The sequence below is a fragment of the Anabaena sp. CCY 0017 genome (assembly GCF_963920885.1).
GTDB lineage: Bacteria > Cyanobacteriota > Cyanobacteriia > Cyanobacteriales > Nostocaceae > Nodularia.
The window spans coordinates 1-19,813 of record NZ_CAWUDG010000043.1 but is presented as its reverse complement, the minus strand read 5'-3'; the positions used below and the strand labels follow the sequence as shown (position 1 = coordinate 19,813).

Sequence of the window (19,813 nt, the reverse complement as noted above, 5' to 3'; positions counted from 1 at the left end):
GAAACTGGTTTGCTAATTGCTGCTACTGTACCTCATAACAGCCGGAAACGCTGTAAGACTTGATCTAACAGGTTTCTAGCAGGTTGGGCTTTAGCTAAAGCGGCTTGATGGTCGCTATAAGCACGAATGAGGCGAGAAAGACCACTTACACCTGTCTTAAGTTGCTCAAGTTCTTCGCCAGCCATCAGTTCTCCATCCAGCATCCGCCCAATCAAAGGTTTGACATCACCCACTTCCTGGCGAATTTTTTGGAGCTTTTCTACACTGCTCAATAAAGTTTTGAGTGAGTTCAAAATGCCGTCAATATCTTGGACATCCGCCACTAATTCACCCTGTGCTTCACTTGCTACCGGATCTTGAATATCTGATATTGTAGGCAATTCTTGTGCAGATGTTTGATTTTTCACCCCGTTTGACTGTGCCATTAATACTTCCTCAAAGAATTTTCCCAGTTTATCGCTGATCTCAACTTACCGGAGATATTATAATAATTTGTTATGCAAATACTTGTACAATTCTTGCGCTACAGTAAATTAAAACAATGGGCTATCTCCTGAAAGTGTGAAGATAAAATTTTGTTTCCCCTGGGTGAAGTGTGCCTTTTGAAAGCATAGTCTGGAAAGTATTGCAATACAACTAGCTGTCAACCCCAATGTCAAAACAGAATAAGAATCAGAGCCATCAGGAAGAAGATTTGGGTAGTGTGGGGAGTCGCATCCAGGCGGCGCTAACACAGCCAGAAATTTCGCAGTTACTCAATGTCCTGTTTGCAGTTTTATCTAACGATTTGCGGGATGTGGCTTTAAAACAACTTCCAGCAGATACTCAAGAAACTATCAAGCAAATCCTCACTCCGCCACTAATAATTGCACAGACTCAAGAAGTTCAACCCAAACCTGTTTCTCAAGCTAAATTAGCCCAAATATGGTTAGGATTGTGGCAAGAATGGGAGGAAATTATTGTAGAGGCTGCGGCTGAAGAAGGGGAGTATATATTACAAGAAGCCGATTGGGAGCCTCCTTATTTTGACACTTATCAATTTGCCGAAAATCTAGATCAAGTTGCTCAAAAAATGCTGCCTCTGGTGGAAATAGCTTTTGCAAACAGGTTTAATCCCGATTCAGGTTTTACTTCAGCACTTGTGTTAGCAGAAAGTGAAATCATATCTGGCATACCCGACTGGATGGATATTGATGATGGCATTTATTTAGAAAAACATCTAACTACTTGTTTATTGCATTGGGAATGGTTGAGAGTCAAAAATGCCGGAGAGGATGCTTTCAATTTTGCCCAGAGCATCAGGCAGCAAGAAGAAAATTTTGAACATATAACTTTAGATGATGATGCGATCGCCGATTTTTTATCGCAGTTATCTGATGAGGAACAAAAGTGTATTCTAGCGGGTCTAAATGCTAACAGAGAAACTGCTTTATGGCAGAAACCGTTAGACAATACCTATTCCCACTGGCATGATTTTTACATGACAGCCACCCAGCAATATGCACCACCAGAGATATATTTAAACAACCTACGGGCAACCATTGGGCAACAATGGCAAAATGGGTTACCAGTCATCGCAGATTTATTGGCTAAACAAGACTTTACGGCAAGTTTGGCTGTCATTGAGGAGACTGTAGATGCCTTGCTAAAATCCCAACATAGGGGTCAGTCTTGGCAACCAGAAACTTCACTGCTGTTTACCATTGTTGATGGGTCGGGGAATAATCACGGACATTGGCAGAATGAGAAAACTTTACTTTGCTATTATCAGCAAACAGCCGCAGGATTGGGACAAACAGAACGGATTCAGGCTTTAAAGATTCAGCAGATCGTCTTTGATAGCTGTTTCGATTGGTCAGTGATATTGGAAACTTTTACAAATATACCTATCGCTGTAGAAATCCATCAATCTTTATTTTCATCCTGGCGTGATTATGCGTGATGATACCTTCCGAAAAACATATTTACAGCAGTATGCACCCAATGACCTCTGGGATCAGGTGGTGGCTTATTGGAAAACACAGCTACATAACTTTGTACCCAGGCCAGAACTATCCCGCAATTCAGATTATACTGAACACGCTCAATGGATGTCTGCACTCAAAGAATTAGCACCAAAAGTTTATCAAAATCTGCTTGCTCAATGGCGAATCGAGCATCAGCGACGGCGAAATCTATGGAAAGCGATGGAAAAGTTAGAGCTTTGCTGAATTGGAGTATAAAATCACATTAACGGAAAACAATCTTGACCTCAGATTATAGGTAAGCGAATCGCATTTCGACATAAGTCCTAACGTTTCGCGGAAGTCCCCACCCTCAACTTGTAAGCGCTGCGATTTCACTATAATTTTTAAGTGCTGGCTGCTTCCCCGAAGCAGATAATTAAGAATATATTATTGACACTCCCCTACCTGAGCAAGTTTCGCTACGCTCACTTACTCTGAAAGGAAGGGGATTCTTCATTCACCGTCAGAATTTGCCCTAGCAGGTTTTCACCAACTAGCGTAGTGATTCCAACTCCTGAAGCGTTACTTTGGGATTGCCCATCCCTAGCTTGTTTACCAAGATTCAGAATATTTATTGCAGCGTTCACATCTCTTTGCAACTCACATCCACAACTACATTTATGGGTACGAGTCGAAAGAGATTTTTTAACAATTGCACCACAATCACTGCATTTTTGAGATGTCATTCTCGGATTGATGGCAACAAATTTAGTGTTAAATTTACCTGCAAAATATTCTAACCAACGACGGAACAAACCCCAGCTAACATCATTAATTGATTTAGCAAGATAGTGGTTTTTCACCATGTTCTTAACTCTTAAATCTTCGTAGACCACTAAGGTGTTAACCTTGCATACGTTACGCGCGACTCTCTTAGCGTGTTCATTCCGTTGTCTACTTACTTTTAAATGTTTTCGAGCATACCTCTGTCTAGCTTTCCGTCGTTTGTTTTTACCTTTCTCCTTTGTGTAGATTTGTCTTTGAGCGTGTTTAATTGCTTTTTCAGCTTTTCTAAGAAATCTAGGATTAGGTTCATGATGTCCATTGGAATCGGAGTAGAAATACTCCAAACCAGCATCTAAACCAATCTCACCATCGGCAATTCTAGTTTCACTTGATGATTCAGTTTTAATTGCAAACTGGCAATAGTATCCATCCGCTTTTTTAACTAACCTTACCCTCTTAATTAACTTAACTGGGTAGGTGTGAATATCCCACTTACCGAGTAATTTAACTTCACCAATACCTTTTTTATCAGTGAAAGCAATACGTCGTTTCGTTGGGTTTAATGACCATCCAGAAGTTTTATATTCAACAGAACGGTTATCTTTCTGAAAACGTGGATAGCCTTTTTTACCTGAAACTTTAGATTTGCAATTACTGTAAAATCTGTCAATAGCTGACCACGCTCTTTCTGTAGCAGATTGACAAGCCATTGAGTTTAATTCTTCTACAAATTTAAACTCTTTCCGTAGTGCTGTTGAGTAATTATTAAGTGCAACTTTGTTGATGTTTGCTTCCCGTGGTGCATCCATCCAACATCTAATCGCTTTATTTCTGATGAACTGTGTAGTTCTAATAGCTTCATCTATGGACTGATACTGCAATTTTGTGCCTTTAATTTTGTACTCTAACACCAGCACTACTTAATCACCTCCCAGAAGTTGATAGCTTTGAGATATCATCTATATTAACAAAATCAGAAAACTACAGGACGCTTTAGCGTCCCGTGTCGCTTTCATCCACCACCTATCCCGGATGGTGGTTTTCAGCTTCCCGCTATTTTCTATAAAAAGCAAAAACCACCCATGCCTAAAAACTGGACTATTCAAGTAGACAACTATTTCAACGCCAACCCCACTTGCATCATCGCCACCGCCTATGTCAAGACATTCCCCACAGACTTACCCCTAGAACCCAACATCCGCGAACCCAACCGCAGAAGTGCAACTTACAGGCAAATATTGGATTCGGTGACAACTCAACCCGCCAAATTCTTCGAGCGTCACAGTGGTATAGTCCTCTGTGCCAACAAGGTTAAACCCAACAAAAACAAAACCGAACTGCAACTGGAGATATTAGAAGGTTGTGAAGGTGGCAGCGATGGCATCATCAATGGCGGTCACACAGTTTTAGCTTTTGAGCAAGCGAGGACTTATAACTACGACCTCAGCCTGGCCAAAGTCAAAGTTACCATCCACATTGGTTTAAATGAAGCAGAAGCTAAAGATATTGCTCTGGCTTCTAACACTACCTCCCCAGTGGATTCTCGTTCCAAAGTTAACGCCAGGGGTGATTATGAATTCATTAAGCAGCATTTAGCCGAGTTAGAAAGAACAGAAGATAGGAAATTTAGAATCGCTTATTACCAGAACCAAAGCGGCGCTCCTAGAAATGCCCAATGTAATGTTAATCACCTATTCAAGTTAATCAACTGCCTGGACAGAAACAGGTATAACCCGGATGGGAATAAAAGAACCAAGCATCCCACAGGTACGAGTACCCCCAGTCAGATTACAGACACTGAGAGGGCAAGATTGACTAAGTTACTGCCTCTATTGACTAACGCGCTGTGGATTGAGCAAAGACTGTATGAAATCATCCAAGAACATATCAGCAACCCCAGAAGAAAGGGTGTTAATGACTTAGCATCAATAGATACACGCAAAAATACCCTACTGCCCGATAGTAAGTATTCCTTTGGATTTGGTGCGCCAACCGACCTGGCATTACCGATAATTGCGTCTTATCGGGTGTTTCTGGATGAGAATTACAACTGGATTATTCCTTTCGAGGAGTTGGCTGAGAAATTCCTGCAACACTTATGGACTAATTATTACCGGAAATACTTGATATCAGAGAAAACAGCCGGAAATACGGTAGGAACTAAAATCTGCCGCAACTCAGAGATTTGGGAAAGTTTGTACATTTCCGCCCAAAGTTATCTGAATCAGCATCTGATGAAAATGGTTAATTCCACTAAGTCTGGTAAACAACCCACCACCAATTACTGAAAGTAATATGGTGGGGGCTTTAAAAGCCCAAAGTTTACCCGACTAAGTGTTTCGCGCACTACGATTTTCAGGTCATCTCACCTACAAATACGTGATGCCAGTTTGTAGCACTGAGGTTAACAGTTAAACAGGTGTAATGGGTGAAGCCAGTGCTGTTGACGTAACAAGCCTAAAAATCATTGTCCAGGCTCACATTACCCAAGCAATTGGAGGCACAAAATGTGCAAAGTATTTGTAATTGATACTAACAAACGACCACTAAACCCTGTGCATCCAGCACAAGCAAGACAATTATTACGAAACAAAAAGACAGCAGTATATAGACGATTTCCGTTCACCTTAATTCTGAAGGAATCATGTTCTGATATTCCTGTGTCTCTACTAAGGTTAAAGTTAGATCCTGGGGCAAAACACACAGGGATGGCATTAGTTAACGATTCAACAGGTGAAGTAGTATTTGCAGCAGAATTAAAGCATAGAGGATTTACTATCCGGGATGCTTTAACTTCGAGAAGACAACTACGTAGAAGCAGAAGAAGTAGGAAAACCAGATATCGTCAACCAAGGTTTTTGAATAGAACTAGACCAGAAGGTTGGTTAGCACCAAGCTTACAAAGTCGCATAGAGAATATCAAAACCTGGGTAAATAGGTTGCGGAAGATTGCCCCAATTCAATTTATCAGTCAAGAATTGGTTAAGTTTGACATGCAACTAATTCGTCGTCCAGATATTCAAGGAAAAGAATATCAACAAGGAGAATTAGTTGTTATGTCTTATTAAATTATAAATAACAACAACAACAACAGCGTAGCTGATATGAAGTTTCATCACTACGCTGTTTTTATGTATATACAGATTAATCATTTAAGTCTATAATGTAAACATCGATATTCAGGGTATGTGAGGATGAAAGTCCAAAAGGGTATCCTTCCAAACAGCGATCGTCCGATCTGGATGGTTTTGGATGACGACTATTTGCCTATTGAGCCAATCCAGAAATACCTGCATTATTTAGACAGCGTAGGGCGTTCTCCAAACACGATTCAGACCTATGCCCATAACCTCAAACTGTTCTGGGAGTTTTTACGGGATTCAAAGTTAAATTGGCTCGAAATTGATTTAGAGCAGCTATCAAACTTTATCCACTGGTTGAGAAACCCTAACTCCGGGGTTTTATCTGTTCAGCCACAGGTTTCTAAACGCTGTGAAAAGACTATTAATCATTGCCTGACAACTGTTTGTGGGTTCTATGAGTTTCAAGAGCGTATAGGGGCAACTGAAGGGGTAGGGGTTTATCGCTATCAATTGCAACCAGGACGTAAATACAAGTCTTTCTTACACCACATTAGCAAGGGTAAAGAGGTTAAGACACGGCTATTAAAAATCAAAGAACCAAAGACATTCCCTGGATGTTTAACACCTGAGCAAGTTAACACCTTAGTTGAAGCCTGTAACTTATTGCGTGACAAGTTTTTAATTAGGTTGCTATACGAAACAGGGCTACGAATAGGTGAAGCGTTAGGACTAAGACATGAAGACATGGTTACAGGTAAAACCAATGAAATTCATGTAGTCCCAAGATTAGATAACGTTAACCATGTTAGAGCTAAATCTGGAACAGAGCGAACAGTTCACGTTAGCAAAGAACTGATGCAATGGTACTCAGCTTACTTGATAGATGAGTACCCAGAAGATATTGATTGTGATTTTGTTTTTTTGGTAATTAAAGCTCCAGGTAAGGGTGAAATTGGCACACCATTAGCTTATAAAACTGTTGATAGTTTATTTAGACGTTTGTCAAAAAAGATAGAGATTCAGGTAAATCCGCATTTATTGAGGCATACTCATGCAACAGAATTGATTCGAGCAGGATGGGATATGTCTTATGTCCAAAAGCGGTTAGGTCATGCTGATATTCAGACAACGGTTAATACTTATGTTCATTTATCAGATGATGATTTTAAAGAAGAGTATCAGAAGTATCTGCAAACCAAAAGGCATGAACAATAAAAGACCAATTTTAAAAAATTCAAATAATACAGACTCATTTGAAACAGATTTTTTAGAGATAGTAAATACTGATAAAATTATTTGTCTTAAATGTGGAAATGATAAGTGTTGGAAAGCAGGAGTTGGTAGGCTTGGTAAGCAAATGTATCAATGTAAATCATGCAAACACAAGTTTGTTATCAATCGGGCAAAGCCAATATTAAAAACCTCAGAAAATTTTATATTTAGTAATGATGTTTGGTTGCCAGAGCATTTAGGATTAAAAGCACATCCGCATGGTAACTTAAAGAAACTTAATTTTCAACCTATTAAACAAGAATGGCTAAAAGAAAATGCCAAAAAGTTTATTCAATATTTATCTTCTCATAGTGCATTCGGAACAATATATCATTATCTAGCTTCTTTTGTATGTTTTTCAGCTTTTTTAAATGAAATTAGTTATATCAATCGTGTAGAAGATATCAATAGGATTGTTATGGTTGATTATCTAAGTTATTTAAGTAGAAAAAAATTAAGTCCTTCAACAATAAGACATAGATTAGCTCACTTTTCAAACTTCTTTGAAACTGGAAACATTAATAAATGGTTTACAGTTGACAATTACTTAATTCGTTCCGAAGATTATCCTCAACAATTAAAGCCTCTACCTCGTCATATTCCAGAGGAAGTAATACAGCAACTAAACAAGCATTTGAATGATTTACCAGAACCGATAATGCGAATGCTATTAGTTCTTCAAGAAACGGGAATGAGAATTAGTGAACTTTGTCAGTTACCTATTAACTGTCTCAAACATGATGGAAAAGGTCAGTGGCGGATTCAGTTCATACGATGGAAAATGAAGACAGAAGATACTATACCAATTACTTCAGAATTAGTAAAGGTTATTCAAGAGCAGCAACAATATATTTATGACCACTTAGGGCAGACATTTGAATGTCTTTTTTGTAGTAGAAGAATGGGAGGAAAAACAGAAGAATTTATTCCATTTCCAAAAATAATAAATAGTGAATGTTTTATAAGGTATATAAAGAAGTTATCGTTAAAGCATAATATTACAGACTGCTCAGGTAAACTATGGGATTTTCAATGTCATCAGTTTCGTCATACTGTTGGCACAACAATGATTAATAATGGTGTACCGCATCATATTATTCAACGATATTTAGGACATAGTTCACCTGCTATGACAATGCGATATACCTATATTTATGATGAAACTCTTAGAAAAGAAGTTGAAAAATATCACGAATCAAAGGTAGTTAATTTCCAAGGTGAAACTGCCGAACTAGATGAAACAATACTGTCTAGTAATGACGACTTGGAATGGTTTAAGAAGAACGTACAAGCTAGAGCATTAGAGCATGGTTATTGTGCTAGACCCAAGGTATTAGGTGATTGTGACATTCCCGGTTTTGATGGTTGCTATAACTGCCCTCATTGGAGAACTAATAAAAACTTTATACCGATTTTAAAAGACACTTTAGAGCGTACCAATAATGTTTTAGAAAAAGCTCAAAACTGTGGTTGGCAGCTACAAGTTCATAAAAATACGCCTATTAAAGAGAACTTAGAGAAAGTTATTAAAACCTTGGAGGCAGACAATGACTAATAGAAAGATAGAAGCTTTACAAGAGGCAGCAGCACACAAAGCTAAGGAATCAGCAGAACGTGTAGAGAAAGCACTTGAGAGGATGATAAAACAGGGTCAGGTAATTAGTTTTAAATCTGTTGCTCAAACTGCTAATGTATCAACTGCTTACTTGTACAAGCAGGAAGATTTGAGAAATAGAATTGAAACTCTGCGTGACCAGCAGAAACAAAAACCTAAATCTAAACAGGCTCCACTGGCATCGGACAATTCTAAATCCGTAATTATTTCCACCTTGAGAGAAGAGAACAAGAAATTACGAGCAGAAATAGATGGGCTACGCCGAATTAATGAGGGGTTAGCTGGTAGGGTTTATCATCTACAAGGTGCTGATGATCTGGCAGAAAGGTTCAAGGTGGAAAATGCAGAGTTAAAACAAAAGTTGGAGGAATGCCACCAACAAGTCCAACAATTTAAAGCAGTATCAGTAGAAAATCCTAAAGTAACATCATTAGAAAAGAAAAGGGCAGGACGTTCAAATATTAGTGACAAAGTTAAACAGCAACTTGAGTCTTTGGATATCCAACTTAATTCAACTTTAACTAAAGCAATTAAATCCGCTTCGGAAGAGACTGTTTTAGACGCAATAGAAGCGTTAAAGGAAGCGATTTCTGATGGTGGCGTTGATAAACCAGGAGGTTGGCTAAAAACTGCTATCGAACAAGGTTGGAAACCTAACGGTAAAGTTCAAATTAAATCAGAGCTAGACTTGTTCACCGAATGGTATTCAAAAGCCAAGCAAAAGAGATTGGTTAAAGCTAGTCAAAATACCAAAGATGGCATCATGATCTACACAGATGATGAAAAGTGGATACCTTTTTCGGAGATGTTAGTTCAGTATCCACTTGAAACGTTGTAGAAAATGTCAACAGCGTATAACTCTTTCTGTGTAGACGTTGTAAACGTTGTAAACGACATAATGGCAGGATACGAAACTCGCCAATACCTCTTAGAAAAGTGGCAGAGAGAATGTGCTTATTGTGGAATCAAAGATGTTACACTTCAAATTGAACACATACACCCTAGAGCGAAAGGTGGTTCAAATTCCATCACTAATTTAACTCTAAGTTGTGAGAAATGTAACACTAAAAAAGGCACTAAAGATATTAATCAATTCCTCAAAAAAGACCCAGTTAGATTGAGTAAAATCCTCAATCATACCAAAAAACAATTAGCTGATGCAGCAGCAGTAAATACTACTCGGTTTGCACTGCTAGAAACGTTAAAATCAACTGGTTTATCAGTAGAAACTGGTTCTGGAGGGTTGACTAAGTTTAACCGTACCAAACAAGGATTAGATAAATCACATTGGCTAGATGCTGCTTGTGTTGGTACATCAACTCCAATACTCAAAATCAAAGGTATTAGACCTTTGTTAATTACTGCCAACGGGCATGGTTCTAGGCAGTCATGTCGGACTGACAAATATGGATTTCCTAGTCGTCATGTACCTAGACACAAATTTGTCCAAGGTTTTCAAACTGGTGATATTGTCAAAGCTATTGTCACCAAGGGCAAAAAAATTGGTACTTACATTGGCAGAATTGCCGTCAGAAGCACAGGCAGTTTTAATATTTCCACCAAAGATGGTTTAGTTCAAGGTATTTCTTACAAATACTGTACAACAATTCACAAAAAGGATGGTTATGGCTATGCAATCTAGATATTGCCCCTCCTTTCCTCTCGCCGCCAAGCTGAGTACAGCTATGGCGGGAGTCTCCAGGAGGGAAGATAGATGAATTAGTGCTAAATCGCACTTGAACGCATCGAGGCAATTTCTATCTCCGTGACGGCGAGTCGGTGAATGTAGAATCCCCGAATTAGAAATTCGGGGATTGTCAAATAACTGCATAATCCGTATATTGCCGCATTTCCGGAGCTTGAAACCCTAACACAATATCTTCCTTTGCCACCCCCAGATCCACAAGTTCTTGGGCTACTCTCATTTCCGTCATATTTTGCTCAATCCAAATCTTTCCCTGCTTAATATCCAAATGTAAAACACAACCATATACCCGCCGATGGCCATCCCATCCCACATTCATGACTTGGTAATGGTCTTGTTTCGGATCAAAAACAGTGTAGCAATCTATCGACCCATTGGCGATGGGGATAGCAGCGTAATCTGTCAACAACGACTGAATTATATGGCGATAAGACTCTATGGTATCCATTGTACAATTACCTCTTGAATCGGGTCATAAATGATTTGCTTAATTTGATTTCTTCAAGCCGCACTCTTGTGCGAGCTTCCAGTCATGAGTTAGGCGTGACCTATTCCTATATTTACCATATTCTGATATAGAATATGGTAAAATTATTTCGGCGGTATATCAAAACTCAGAATGCAAAAAGCGTTTAAAGTAACACTTATTCCTAACCACAACCAACAAGTCTTAATTAATAAGACAATCGGTTGTGCTAGGTTTGTGTATAACCACTTTTTAGCATTGAAGCAGGAGCTATACACGACTGAGCAAAAACCTTTAAACTACAATGCCTGTAGTCAGCAGTTAACTCTATTCAAAAAAGAGATTGAATGGTTAAAAGAAGTAGATAAATTTGCCTTACAGAATTCACTGAAGAATTTAGAAACAGCATACAAAAACTTTTTTGCTGACTTGAAAAAGTCTAAGAACAAGAAAGGTGTCGGATTCCCTAATTTCAAGAAGAAACATGGCTGCAAGCAGTCTTACAAAACGAATCTTACCAACGGCAACATCCAGGTAATACAGAATCGTTTAAAGCTCCCTAAGATAGGATGGGTCAAGTTTCACAAGTCACAAGATATTACTGGGAAGCTTGTAAACGTTACGATAACCCGGACTTCTTCTGGTAAATATATTGCCAGTATCCTGTGTGAAACCGAGATAGAGAAATATCCTCAAGTTGCTCAAAATATTGGTTTAGACCTGGGAGTCAAGGCTTATCTTGTTACTAGTGACGGTGAAGTTGTAGACAATCCCAAATGTTACCGGACTCAAAAAAGGAAATTACGTAAAGCACACAAGAAATTATCTCGCACTGTAAAAGGTAGTAGTAATCGAGTCAAAGCGAAAATCAAGCTGGCTCGTACCTACGAACGGATTACCAATTTGAGAGATGACTTTTTGCACAAGTTGTCAACCCGCTTAATCAAAGAAAACAGCATTATCTGTATGGAAGATTTGCGAGTTGCTAACATGGTCAAGAACCATAAATTAGCATTGAGTATTTCAGATGCTAGTTGGTCTAAATTCGTTACCATGTTGGAATACAAAGCTTTGTGGCATGACAGAGTTGTGCAAAAAGTTGGTACGTTTTATCCCTCATCTCAGACTTGCAACAATTGTGGTTTTATCAACCCATTAGTTAAAGATTTAAAGTTACGTGAATGGTCTTGTCCTAGTTGTAATAGTTACAATCTAAGGGATAAAAACGCAGCGCTTAATATATTAAGTGAGGGTTTGAGATTACTAACCGCCGTCGGTACGCCGGAGGTTATAAAAAACGCCTGTGGAGAACTTGTAAGTCCTGAATTATTTCAGGCTCAGATCGTTGAAGCAGGAATCGCGTGACTTCTAGTCATGCGAGGTTCAATTACTTGCAATTATAGAACAATTTAATCGCGCCATCGCCGGAGGCGGGGCTAAGTCCTGCGGACACGCTACGCGAATGCCCATCCCTCAACGACAGACCCGCTTTTTGGGGTCAGGTGACATACATATTCGGGAACACTGGCGCACTGTCACTAGCCATACACCGGTACTTCTTAAAAACTAGCCAGTGCTTACCCCCCCCCAACTGCTTGACTGCATCAGCTAACTAGCGATCTGCTTTGCAGCAGCGCTGAGTGCAAAGCACACGCGATCGCTATCGCAGTCGGGAAGTTTTGGCATAGTACAGTTACCTTTTTCCCGTAAGAATTTTGTGGGGGCGATTCTTACGGTGGGCTGTGCGATGGCGAAACGCACCTGGAGGAGGCGATAGCGCCAGCGCTGTTTCTTGGATGTCGGGCTTTTGTCAGTTCGCATAAAATACCCGCAGCGCTGCTTCAGTTTGCAAATGTACATTCTAAGAAAGTTACAATTTCAGACCAAGCAGAGGTAGCCGCCGCCGAATCGTAGCGATAACCGTCGTCCCGCATAAAAGTATGTTCTGCTTCATACAAGAGAACTTTGTGCGGTACATTAGCATTCTCTAGAGCTTTAATTAAAATTTGACGGTCATGTTCTGGGATGTGAGGATCAAGAGTTCCGAATATCAATAGCATCTTGCCTTTGATTTCACTCACCCGATGGATGGTATCAGCTATCCCCTGACCCAGCTTACCACTGGGAATCCCGGTAGGGTAGCAGCAGACGTTCGCTTTAATTTCGTCTTGAAAAGCGGCGCGGAAAGCTAAATGTCCGCCAATACAAAAGCCGAGAGTGCCTATTTTATCTGGAGAGACTGCACTTTCTGTTTTGAGGAATTCCATTACTGCAAGGCAATCAGCGTCATAATCAGCGATTTTCGTTCTACAAGCATCATCATTACCCCGCATCCGACCCAAATCATCTGGTTCAATTACCAAACCAACTGGCTCGATGCGATGAAAAATTTCTGGTGCTGCTACCACATAACCATATCCTGCTAAGTAGTTAGCTAAACGAATAATTGGACTACCTAACTGATAAATATCACTATAGAATACAATACCTGGGTAAACTCCTGCTGCTTTGGGAGCCGCTACATAAACACGCATTAAACTGTCATCTACTCTTAACTCGACATTGCGCTTCGTAATTTGCACTTTTTTGTCTCCGTGTTATGCCTGAAGCGACTTCGCTTGTGGACAAGTGGGTTGAATTAAAGCAGCCAAATTACAGATTTTGGCTAGGACACTGAAGGCGATTGCTTAGGGTTAATTAACAGTAGCTGAAAAGCTAACAATTACTACTAATTATTCACTTATGATTCCAGCCAAAGTCATCAGTTATTGTGACTATATTGGAATTTTGTTGTAAAATACCTTCATGCTACTAGGATTCAAGACCGAACTCAAGGTAAACAAGCAACAAAGACTACTACTGGCACAACACGCAGGAGTAGCCAGACACTCTTGGAATCAAGGATTGGCATTGTGTCAACAGGTACTCATACATAATCGGACAAACCCTGACGATAAAATCAAATTTCCCACAGCCATAGACCTACATAAATGGTTAGTAGCATCAGTTAAATCTACCCATTGTTGGTATTATGAGGTATCAAAATGCGCTCCACAATACGCATTAAGATATTTGTCAGATGCCTTTAAATCCTTTTTCAAAAAAGTTAAAGGGTTTCCTAAATTCAAGAAAAAAGGTAGACATAATTCTTTTACGTTAGATGGTGCAATTCATATTGACCATAAAAAAGTAAAAGTTCCCATAATTGGATGGTTAAAAACCTATGAGATTTTACCTTTTGGATATAAACCCAAATCAATCACAATTAGTAAACAAGCTGATAAGTGGTTTATCTCCTGGAAAATAGAAGTAGAAACCAGTAGTTCAACTTCCTTCGACTGCGCTACCTCGGCTACGCTCGGCACAAGTCAGGAAAGGTCACTCACTAACCATGAAACCATTAAAAAGCAAGAGTTTGTGGGGGTTGACTTAGGAATAAATCATCTAGCAGTGTTGTCAACCGGAGAAATATTTGATGGAGCGAAAAGTTATAAAAAGTATGAGAAAAAGTTAGCAAGAATGCAATATTTGAACCGCTATAAACAAGTCGGTTCTCATAATTATAAAAAAGCCCAAATTAAGATAGGGAGACTACACCGAAAGATAGCCAATATTAGGAAAGATACATTACATAAAATCACCACTTATATCAGCAAAAACCACGCGGTTATAGGAATAGAAGATTTAAATGTATCCGGGATGTTAGCTAATGGTAAGTTGTCTAAAGCTATAGCTGACATGGGTTTTTATGAATTCCGTAGGCAGTTAGAATACAAGACTCAACTGTATGGTGGCAAGTTAGTTATTGTAGATAGATTTTACCCTAGTAGTAAAACTTGCTCTCATTGTGGTGAGAAAAAATCATCTTTGTCACTATCTCAACGAGTATTTACCTGTACTCACTGTGGATTTGAATGTGATAGAGATGTAAATGCTGCGATTAATTTAGAAAAAGAAGCGGTCAGGTTGACCGTGTTAGCCTGTGGACTGGATAGTGCCGACACTAACAGGATGAAGCAGGAAGAAAAAGCTGGCTCTTGTTAGCATTAGTTAGCTTTTTTGTATCGGCTAGAATATCGCAGACTTCACCTTTAACAGATTACTGTTGCTGTAGGGTGGTAAATCCTAATAACTGCTGTAGATTTTATCCCAAATAAAATTTTCTAGTGTGGCAACTGATGCAAATTCCCAACCCTCACCCGTTTTTTAAAAGCAGGACCAAATAGCATACATGGGCTGAACAGCGATGGGGCGGAGGGAGCGCACCTGGATGTCTCCCAACTTTTCCCTTACATAACCAGCATTTCAGGCGACAACTCTGCTCCATCTCCAAAATATGCAATAATTCCGAATAAAGTTATGCTCATGCTAGATTTTAACAGTGTTGTCTGCTCGTCCCACTTCATCAATATCTGAACATGAACATCGACCGATTGCAGGAACTTAAGCAAAAACTGACTATTGAAGCAGACTTATCCGATATCTGGTTATTTTATATGGATCATTTTGCGGATCATCCCGAATTTACTGAACTGGGTAAGCCTGCCTATAATGAATACCTAGATGCTGTCCTGCAAAGCACTTGTCAGCAAATGTTTGGTAGGGCAATTAAAATTACTCACTTTCTCCCGATTTACATTGCAGAGTATCATTTTTTTCATGCCCCTTTCCAAGTTGAAAGACGTATTGGGGGGGTAATTTATTTCGAAGATATAAAAATGGGCTTAATTGCTGTATCAGCAGATTATCCTCCTACAGATGAAGTTAAGTATTCACGTTTTTCTGAGATCATGCAATTGCCGACACCTAATCGTAACGATCTTAATTGAGACAAGTGCAACGTATGTAAAACTTCGCGCAATATAGTGGGCTTCCCAGAAGTGTTGTCATTATAACAATGGTCGGTTGAAAACCCCAAAGTAACAGCAACGCAGTTGCGTATTACGTGCAATAGGTGCGGGGATGAAAACCACGATACAGGGTAAACCAAGCTGTGATTCAATATGGTAAAATTGACAATGTGGAGGGGTAATCAACTACATTAAAAACCCTACACTGCTTAACGGCAATCTGTACCTTCTCCCTTTGGGAGACGCTAACGCGAAGACAATTGTTCGCGTAGCGTGCGCGATAGCGCATAGATATGGGGTTCTATTCCATAGTTCTAGTTTCTTGCCCAGGAATAGGTAAAATCTTCCCTACGGGACGCTAACGCGAACATGGGAACTAGACGACACAGAATTTAAAGCCTAGACTCCGCTCGGCTTTAACCCTGAGCGTTCGCGTAGCGTGTCCGAAGGATTTAGTCGAAGGCTTAACCAAACAAATTCTTGGAGTAATCCAACTACGGTAGGGCATACCGAAAGTTAACGCTAAAGCCCTATGCCTAGCGGCAGGCTTACGCCAACGGGCATGGCTGCGCGTCGGGGGAGAGAACCACCTCTGGGAGAGATACCGCAAGGGGTGTCATCTAAGTGGACTCGTTGAACCAAGAATCTCCGTGGCTTGGCTCCCGGAGAGTGTCAAATAGCTGCGTTTCTATTGAAGCTGGGCTTCCAAGATGCGTCCTATACTTCTTGGTGATAGTTTGGGTAATCCCCTCAGAGTGGCTTCTTCCGCTACCTGCATATGGTAATGGTGCTTTGAGCGACTGAATTTTTGGTTCTTGTTGCATTCGCTGATTTCAACGATCTTCCTCGCTTCTGTACTTTTACATTTCTTGGGCCGTCCTACATTTACACCCAATACTTCATTAGCTTTAGCGATCGCCGAATCCCAGGTTTCTGAAGAGATGGTGCTTGATGTCCATCTTTTCTTCCATTTTGCTATCGATTTTTCGGTTACGCCAACCTCCTCCACGATGGCTAAGTACTTTTTGCCATCGTCCAATTTCAGAAGAATCTTAGCTCTTTTGCTAACTTCATCGCGGCTAGTTACCGCTATATACTCTAGGGCTTGTTTTTCTATGGAATTTAGGAGCTGAAGATGAGGCATCTAACAAATTTACCCCTCTTTACTGTATAATTTTGCCAAATGGTATGAAAACCTAGTATACTTTTTTATAAGGTTTGGTTTTGATAAACATTTTCCTCAAACCCTGCTGCCAACAGGGCTTTAAGGAATAACGAGTCCACCTATTACTAGAACAGGACGGAGCTTTGCTATGTCTACTCATTTATCTGCATCAATCATACCATGAATTTACACACTTTTATACATCTTACTTTAGATAGATGTCTATTTTCCCAAGTTCGGCATCTTAAATATCACTACAGTAGTATTACTTCCCCAGATGTTTGTAATAACACTTTGTGCTTGAGAAAATCATCTATGATAGGTTTTCTGGTGGGCAATATTGGGTTACTGGCAATATTGAATAATTCCTGAGTTAGATCATTTTTGCAGATGGATGTAAATGCTCTAAGTATTGCATCTTAAGCTTTTCTGGCTGTTTGTGCGGATTTTTCCCAATTAAAACTGAGCTTTTCTAGACAATTTGTAATCCGGTGTATCAATATGTCTGAGGTGCATCATCCGGCAATTGTATATATTTCTCCTGCGGAGTTGGTTGTTCATCCGAAGCTGATAGAAATATATGGTGAGAATGAGAATCGTCCTGCCTTGGAAAAAAGTATTTCTGAAACAGGAATTCTGGAATCTTTGAAGGTATCGGCGCGTAATGGTGTCAATATTGTCTTGGCAGGTAAGTGTCGATTGCAAATAGCTCGCAAGCTTGCAATTGCGGCTGTAAGAGTGGAATTTGTCGAGTCTGCTTCACCTGAAGAGGATTTGAAGCTGGTGCTTGACTATAATCTCCATCGGGAAGGCGGAAAGACTTATTACCAGAAATTTCATGAAGGGCAATACTGGGAGAGCGTACTTCGTCCCCAAGCGAAAGAAAGACAACGGGAAAGCGCCCGTCGTTTGAATAAGTCGAAGTATTCAAATTTGAATACTTCGATAGATGAGAAGAATTTTCAAGAAATTAAGGGTAAACCTGTGATTCAGGAGGTTTCTGAAAATCTCAATATAAGTGTTGGCAGCTATCACAAGGGTAAGAAAGTATTTGAAGTAATTTCTCAATTACGAGAAATGAAAAAATTGAAAGCCGCCGTTGCACTGGAGATGGAATTAAACCGAAGTATTGATGCCGCGTACAAGTTTATTTGCAATCAAGATATGTGTAACCAGGTGATAGACCTGATTGAGGCAGATGAGATACGTACTATAGGCGATGGTATTGCTTGGATGCGTCATGGCGAACGCAACCCATTTCGGCGTTTCCAGCTTGACCAAGTATATCAATTTCAAACAAGACTGCGGCCAGAGTGGGAAATCATGGGACGGGTTATTGGTATAACGAATGAATTTGTTGTGTTTGGATTGAGAAATTTAGTGAATATGAACCTAGAAATTGTGAATTTACGTCCGCGAGAGATTGATGCAGAGTTACAAGATGAACCATCGGCGGAACAGAGACAGAGAATATTTCATTTAATGCAAAAATTTAGTGATGTTTTTCCAATTCAGGTGTCTCTGGCGGAGTTGTTAAAACTTCCTAATTTGACCGATAAAGAAGAAGTTTTGTTGCGGATCTATGAGTCTGACGTGTTTGAAAAAACTTGGGAAAATTATAAAAACCAAATGCAAAAAATAGAAGTAGCTATGAATAGTCATAGGGATAATATTCGTGCTGCATAGTAACTTAGGCGTGGTGCTGAATTTGCAGTGTCAAACCAAAATTTGCTTCTATAGGAATCATATTTGATTTTTGATAGCTTGCGTGGCGTAGCCATACAAAACTCCGTACCCCTAAATTTTCTGAAACCCTTTTGCGTATTGCCTTTTGCCTGACTACGTAAATAATTTCAGATATCAAATAGGTTCTATAGATTTAACTGCCCCATTTCAATAACTACAAAAAAAAGTTGGGTAGCCGCGTTGTTGGGCAGAAGCCTGTTGGATTAAACCTCAGTCTAAGCTTATGTATGTTTAAGCCTCAAGCAGGGTAAACCTTTGTTTGCATTCAACCGTGAGACGATTACGAGTCGTCTGCAACAAGCGAATAACCAACCGCTTGTATATAAAAAATTCAAATTAAGGCTAACACATTTTGACCCACAGCGAGGCTACTTGATGCCCAAAAACCATCAGGACAGTCACTCATGTTCCCAGAAAATTTCAGGACAGATATCGAGAACCAGCCCCAATTAAGTCTGTTACAGCCTTCAAAAAAGAAAATCAAGCCCCATATGCCGGTAGAAGCTGTGGGTAAACGTTATGTGGAGCGCTTTTGGCATCCATTTGGGGCGATAATTGCGCCCCAAGCAGTAGCAGGTGGAAAACCAGCATGGCACACCATCGACTATTACCTTCATCCTTCTCAATTGTGGAATCTGCACCAAGATCCTTCAAAACTAGTAGGTCTACGCTTTGACAACACAACTCGTTACGCCACAATCGATTTAGATTTTTTCGGGGACTACCACAACCTTGAATCTATCAATCGCATTAAAGCTGCCTTAGAGGACATCGGCATAGTTGATATAATCATCCTCCAGTCCAGTTTTAGTGGGGGATACCACCTGATTATCACCTTTGCATCTCCCCTGTCTACTTTTGCCTTAGCCTGCGCCCTAGAGATTACCTTAAGAAATGCAGGCTTGATTCTACGCCCAGGACATCTAGAAATCTTCCCCAATACCAAATCCTATAGTGCCAAACAAATAACCAACTACAAAGCTATTCGCTGCCCTATGCAACCGGGTAGCGGGTCATTATTGCTGGATGATGACCTACAAGCAATTAGCGATTCAGTTGCCAGCTTTCTTGATTATTGCGATCGCGCGGCCAGACGGCAAGATTTAACCAAACTAAAATTCGATTGGGAGCAACGCGATTTTGTGAAGTCGGAGAAAAAACAAGCGATCGCAAAAACTG

At 39.9% G+C, this 19,813-nt stretch carries 16 protein-coding genes and 3 pseudogenes; 13 read left to right on the top strand and 6 right to left on the bottom strand.

Translation table 11 applies throughout. The features are described 5' to 3' along the window. Positions 1–32 precede the first annotated feature (32 nt). Positions 33–425 (bottom strand): hypothetical protein, encoded by a 393-nt coding sequence (locus ACM0OW_RS24630; protein ID WP_414553191.1) that lies wholly within the window; start codon positions 423–425, stop codon positions 33–35. Positions 426–652: 227 nt separating this feature from the next. Between ACM0OW_RS24630 and ACM0OW_RS24625 the strand changes: the two genes are divergently transcribed. Together ACM0OW_RS24625 and ACM0OW_RS24620 are read left to right on the top strand one after the other, a co-directional pair. Next, positions 653–1,942, top strand: coding sequence for a hypothetical protein (locus ACM0OW_RS24625; RefSeq protein WP_414553189.1), 1,290 nt, complete (start codon positions 653–655; stop codon positions 1,940–1,942). Beyond that, a complete protein-coding gene (locus ACM0OW_RS24620) occupies positions 1,935–2,210 on the top strand; it encodes a hypothetical protein (RefSeq protein WP_414553188.1) in 276 nt (91 codons plus the stop codon). The genes ACM0OW_RS24625 and ACM0OW_RS24620 overlap by 8 nt, the downstream gene beginning before the upstream one ends. A gap of 221 nt (positions 2,211–2,431) precedes the next feature. On the opposite strand, the gene ACM0OW_RS24615 is transcribed toward ACM0OW_RS24620, so the two are convergent. Continuing rightward, entirely contained in the window at positions 2,432–3,649 is a 1,218-nt protein-coding gene (locus ACM0OW_RS24615) for an RNA-guided endonuclease InsQ/TnpB family protein (protein WP_414553186.1), read from the bottom strand. Between the two features lie 165 nt (positions 3,650–3,814). Between ACM0OW_RS24615 and ACM0OW_RS24610 the strand changes: the two genes are divergently transcribed. From ACM0OW_RS24610 to ACM0OW_RS24585, 6 genes and pseudogenes are all read left to right on the top strand, one after another. Beyond that, complete coding sequence (locus tag ACM0OW_RS24610; protein WP_414553185.1) at positions 3,815–5,020, top strand: AIPR family protein; 1,206 nt, start codon at positions 3,815–3,817, stop codon at positions 5,018–5,020. A gap of 219 nt (positions 5,021–5,239) precedes the next feature. Beyond that, positions 5,240–5,782 (top strand): annotated as a pseudogene (gene iscB, locus ACM0OW_RS24605) (RNA-guided endonuclease IscB); the annotation flags it as partial. A 144-nt stretch (positions 5,783–5,926) separates the two neighbouring features. Then, positions 5,927–7,030, top strand: a complete 1,104-nt coding sequence (locus ACM0OW_RS24600) for a tyrosine-type recombinase/integrase (protein ID WP_414553183.1) — start codon at positions 5,927–5,929, stop codon at positions 7,028–7,030. Next, entirely contained in the window at positions 7,020–8,642 is a 1,623-nt protein-coding gene (locus ACM0OW_RS24595; RefSeq protein ID WP_414553181.1) for a tyrosine-type recombinase/integrase, read from the top strand. The genes ACM0OW_RS24600 and ACM0OW_RS24595 overlap by 11 nt, the downstream gene beginning before the upstream one ends. Beyond that, a complete protein-coding gene (locus tag ACM0OW_RS24590; protein ID WP_414553179.1) occupies positions 8,635–9,540 on the top strand; it encodes a DUF6262 family protein in 906 nt (301 codons plus the stop codon). The genes ACM0OW_RS24595 and ACM0OW_RS24590 overlap by 8 nt, the downstream gene beginning before the upstream one ends. Before the next feature lie 60 nt (positions 9,541–9,600). Beyond that, positions 9,601–10,344: pseudogene (locus tag ACM0OW_RS24585) on the top strand (HNH endonuclease); the annotation flags it as partial. A 175-nt stretch (positions 10,345–10,519) separates the two neighbouring features. Here ACM0OW_RS24585 and ACM0OW_RS24580 read toward each other — a convergent pair. After that, positions 10,520–10,855, bottom strand: coding sequence for a XisI protein (locus ACM0OW_RS24580; protein ID WP_190714985.1), 336 nt, complete (start codon positions 10,853–10,855; stop codon positions 10,520–10,522). A gap of 171 nt (positions 10,856–11,026) precedes the next feature. Between ACM0OW_RS24580 and tnpB the strand changes: the two genes are divergently transcribed. After that, entirely contained in the window at positions 11,027–12,238 is a 1,212-nt protein-coding gene (gene tnpB, locus ACM0OW_RS24575; protein ID WP_414553177.1) for an IS200/IS605 family element RNA-guided endonuclease TnpB, read from the top strand. A 243-nt stretch (positions 12,239–12,481) separates the two neighbouring features. Here the strand turns inward: tnpB and ACM0OW_RS24570 are convergent, their stop codons facing one another. Continuing rightward, on the bottom strand, positions 12,482–12,694 hold the full coding sequence (locus ACM0OW_RS24570; protein WP_414553175.1) for a hypothetical protein: 213 nt from the start codon (positions 12,692–12,694) through the stop codon (positions 12,482–12,484). Between the two features lie 20 nt (positions 12,695–12,714). Further along, complete coding sequence (locus tag ACM0OW_RS24565; RefSeq protein WP_414553173.1) at positions 12,715–13,455, bottom strand: dienelactone hydrolase family protein; 741 nt, start codon at positions 13,453–13,455, stop codon at positions 12,715–12,717. Positions 13,456–13,678: 223 nt separating this feature from the next. Between ACM0OW_RS24565 and ACM0OW_RS24560 the strand changes: the two genes are divergently transcribed. Both ACM0OW_RS24560 and ACM0OW_RS24555 read left to right on the top strand, forming a co-directional pair. Beyond that, positions 13,679–14,917, top strand: coding sequence for an RNA-guided endonuclease InsQ/TnpB family protein (locus ACM0OW_RS24560; RefSeq protein ID WP_414553171.1), 1,239 nt, complete (start codon positions 13,679–13,681; stop codon positions 14,915–14,917). Positions 14,918–15,291: 374 nt separating this feature from the next. Further along, on the top strand, positions 15,292–15,702 hold the full coding sequence (locus ACM0OW_RS24555; protein ID WP_414553169.1) for a hypothetical protein: 411 nt from the start codon (positions 15,292–15,294) through the stop codon (positions 15,700–15,702). 709 nt (positions 15,703–16,411) lie between these two features. Here the strand turns inward: ACM0OW_RS24555 and ACM0OW_RS24550 are convergent. Continuing rightward, the gene (locus tag ACM0OW_RS24550) at positions 16,412–16,867 is read right to left on the bottom strand and encodes a helix-turn-helix domain-containing protein (protein ID WP_414553167.1); all 456 of its coding nucleotides are present in this window, start codon (positions 16,865–16,867) and stop codon (positions 16,412–16,414) included. Between the two features lie 522 nt (positions 16,868–17,389). Here ACM0OW_RS24550 and ACM0OW_RS24545 point away from each other — a divergent pair. Further along, on the top strand, positions 17,390–18,574 hold the full coding sequence (locus ACM0OW_RS24545) for a hypothetical protein (RefSeq protein ID WP_414553165.1): 1,185 nt from the start codon (positions 17,390–17,392) through the stop codon (positions 18,572–18,574). 464 nt (positions 18,575–19,038) lie between these two features. Next, positions 19,039–19,813 (top strand): annotated as a pseudogene (locus ACM0OW_RS24540) (hypothetical protein); the annotation flags it as partial.

Bases quoted from the DNA above. Each gene is read 5' to 3' on its own strand.
- ACM0OW_RS24560 (WP_414553171.1), top strand. From the start codon at position 13,679: ATGCTACTAGGATTCAAGACCGAACTCAAGGTAAACAAGCAACAAAGA.
- ACM0OW_RS24595 (WP_414553181.1), top strand. From the start codon at position 7,020: ATGAACAATAAAAGACCAATTTTAAAAAATTCAAATAATACAGACTCA.
- ACM0OW_RS24625 (WP_414553189.1), top strand. From the start codon at position 653: ATGTCAAAACAGAATAAGAATCAGAGCCATCAGGAAGAAGATTTGGGT.
- ACM0OW_RS24600 (WP_414553183.1), top strand. From the start codon at position 5,927: ATGAAAGTCCAAAAGGGTATCCTTCCAAACAGCGATCGTCCGATCTGG.
- ACM0OW_RS24550 (WP_414553167.1), bottom strand. From the start codon at position 16,867: ATGCCTCATCTTCAGCTCCTAAATTCCATAGAAAAACAAGCCCTAGAG.
- ACM0OW_RS24610 (WP_414553185.1), top strand. From the start codon at position 3,815: ATGCCTAAAAACTGGACTATTCAAGTAGACAACTATTTCAACGCCAAC.
- ACM0OW_RS24620 (WP_414553188.1), top strand. From the start codon at position 1,935: ATGCGTGATGATACCTTCCGAAAAACATATTTACAGCAGTATGCACCC.
- ACM0OW_RS24580 (WP_190714985.1), bottom strand. From the start codon at position 10,855: ATGGATACCATAGAGTCTTATCGCCATATAATTCAGTCGTTGTTGACA.
- ACM0OW_RS24590 (WP_414553179.1), top strand. From the start codon at position 8,635: ATGACTAATAGAAAGATAGAAGCTTTACAAGAGGCAGCAGCACACAAA.
- tnpB (WP_414553177.1), top strand. From the start codon at position 11,027: ATGCAAAAAGCGTTTAAAGTAACACTTATTCCTAACCACAACCAACAA.
- ACM0OW_RS24545 (WP_414553165.1), top strand. From the start codon at position 17,390: ATGTCTGAGGTGCATCATCCGGCAATTGTATATATTTCTCCTGCGGAG.
- ACM0OW_RS24570 (WP_414553175.1), bottom strand. From the start codon at position 12,694: ATGCGAACTGACAAAAGCCCGACATCCAAGAAACAGCGCTGGCGCTAT.
- ACM0OW_RS24630 (WP_414553191.1), bottom strand. From the start codon at position 425: ATGGCACAGTCAAACGGGGTGAAAAATCAAACATCTGCACAAGAATTG.
- ACM0OW_RS24555 (WP_414553169.1), top strand. From the start codon at position 15,292: ATGAACATCGACCGATTGCAGGAACTTAAGCAAAAACTGACTATTGAA.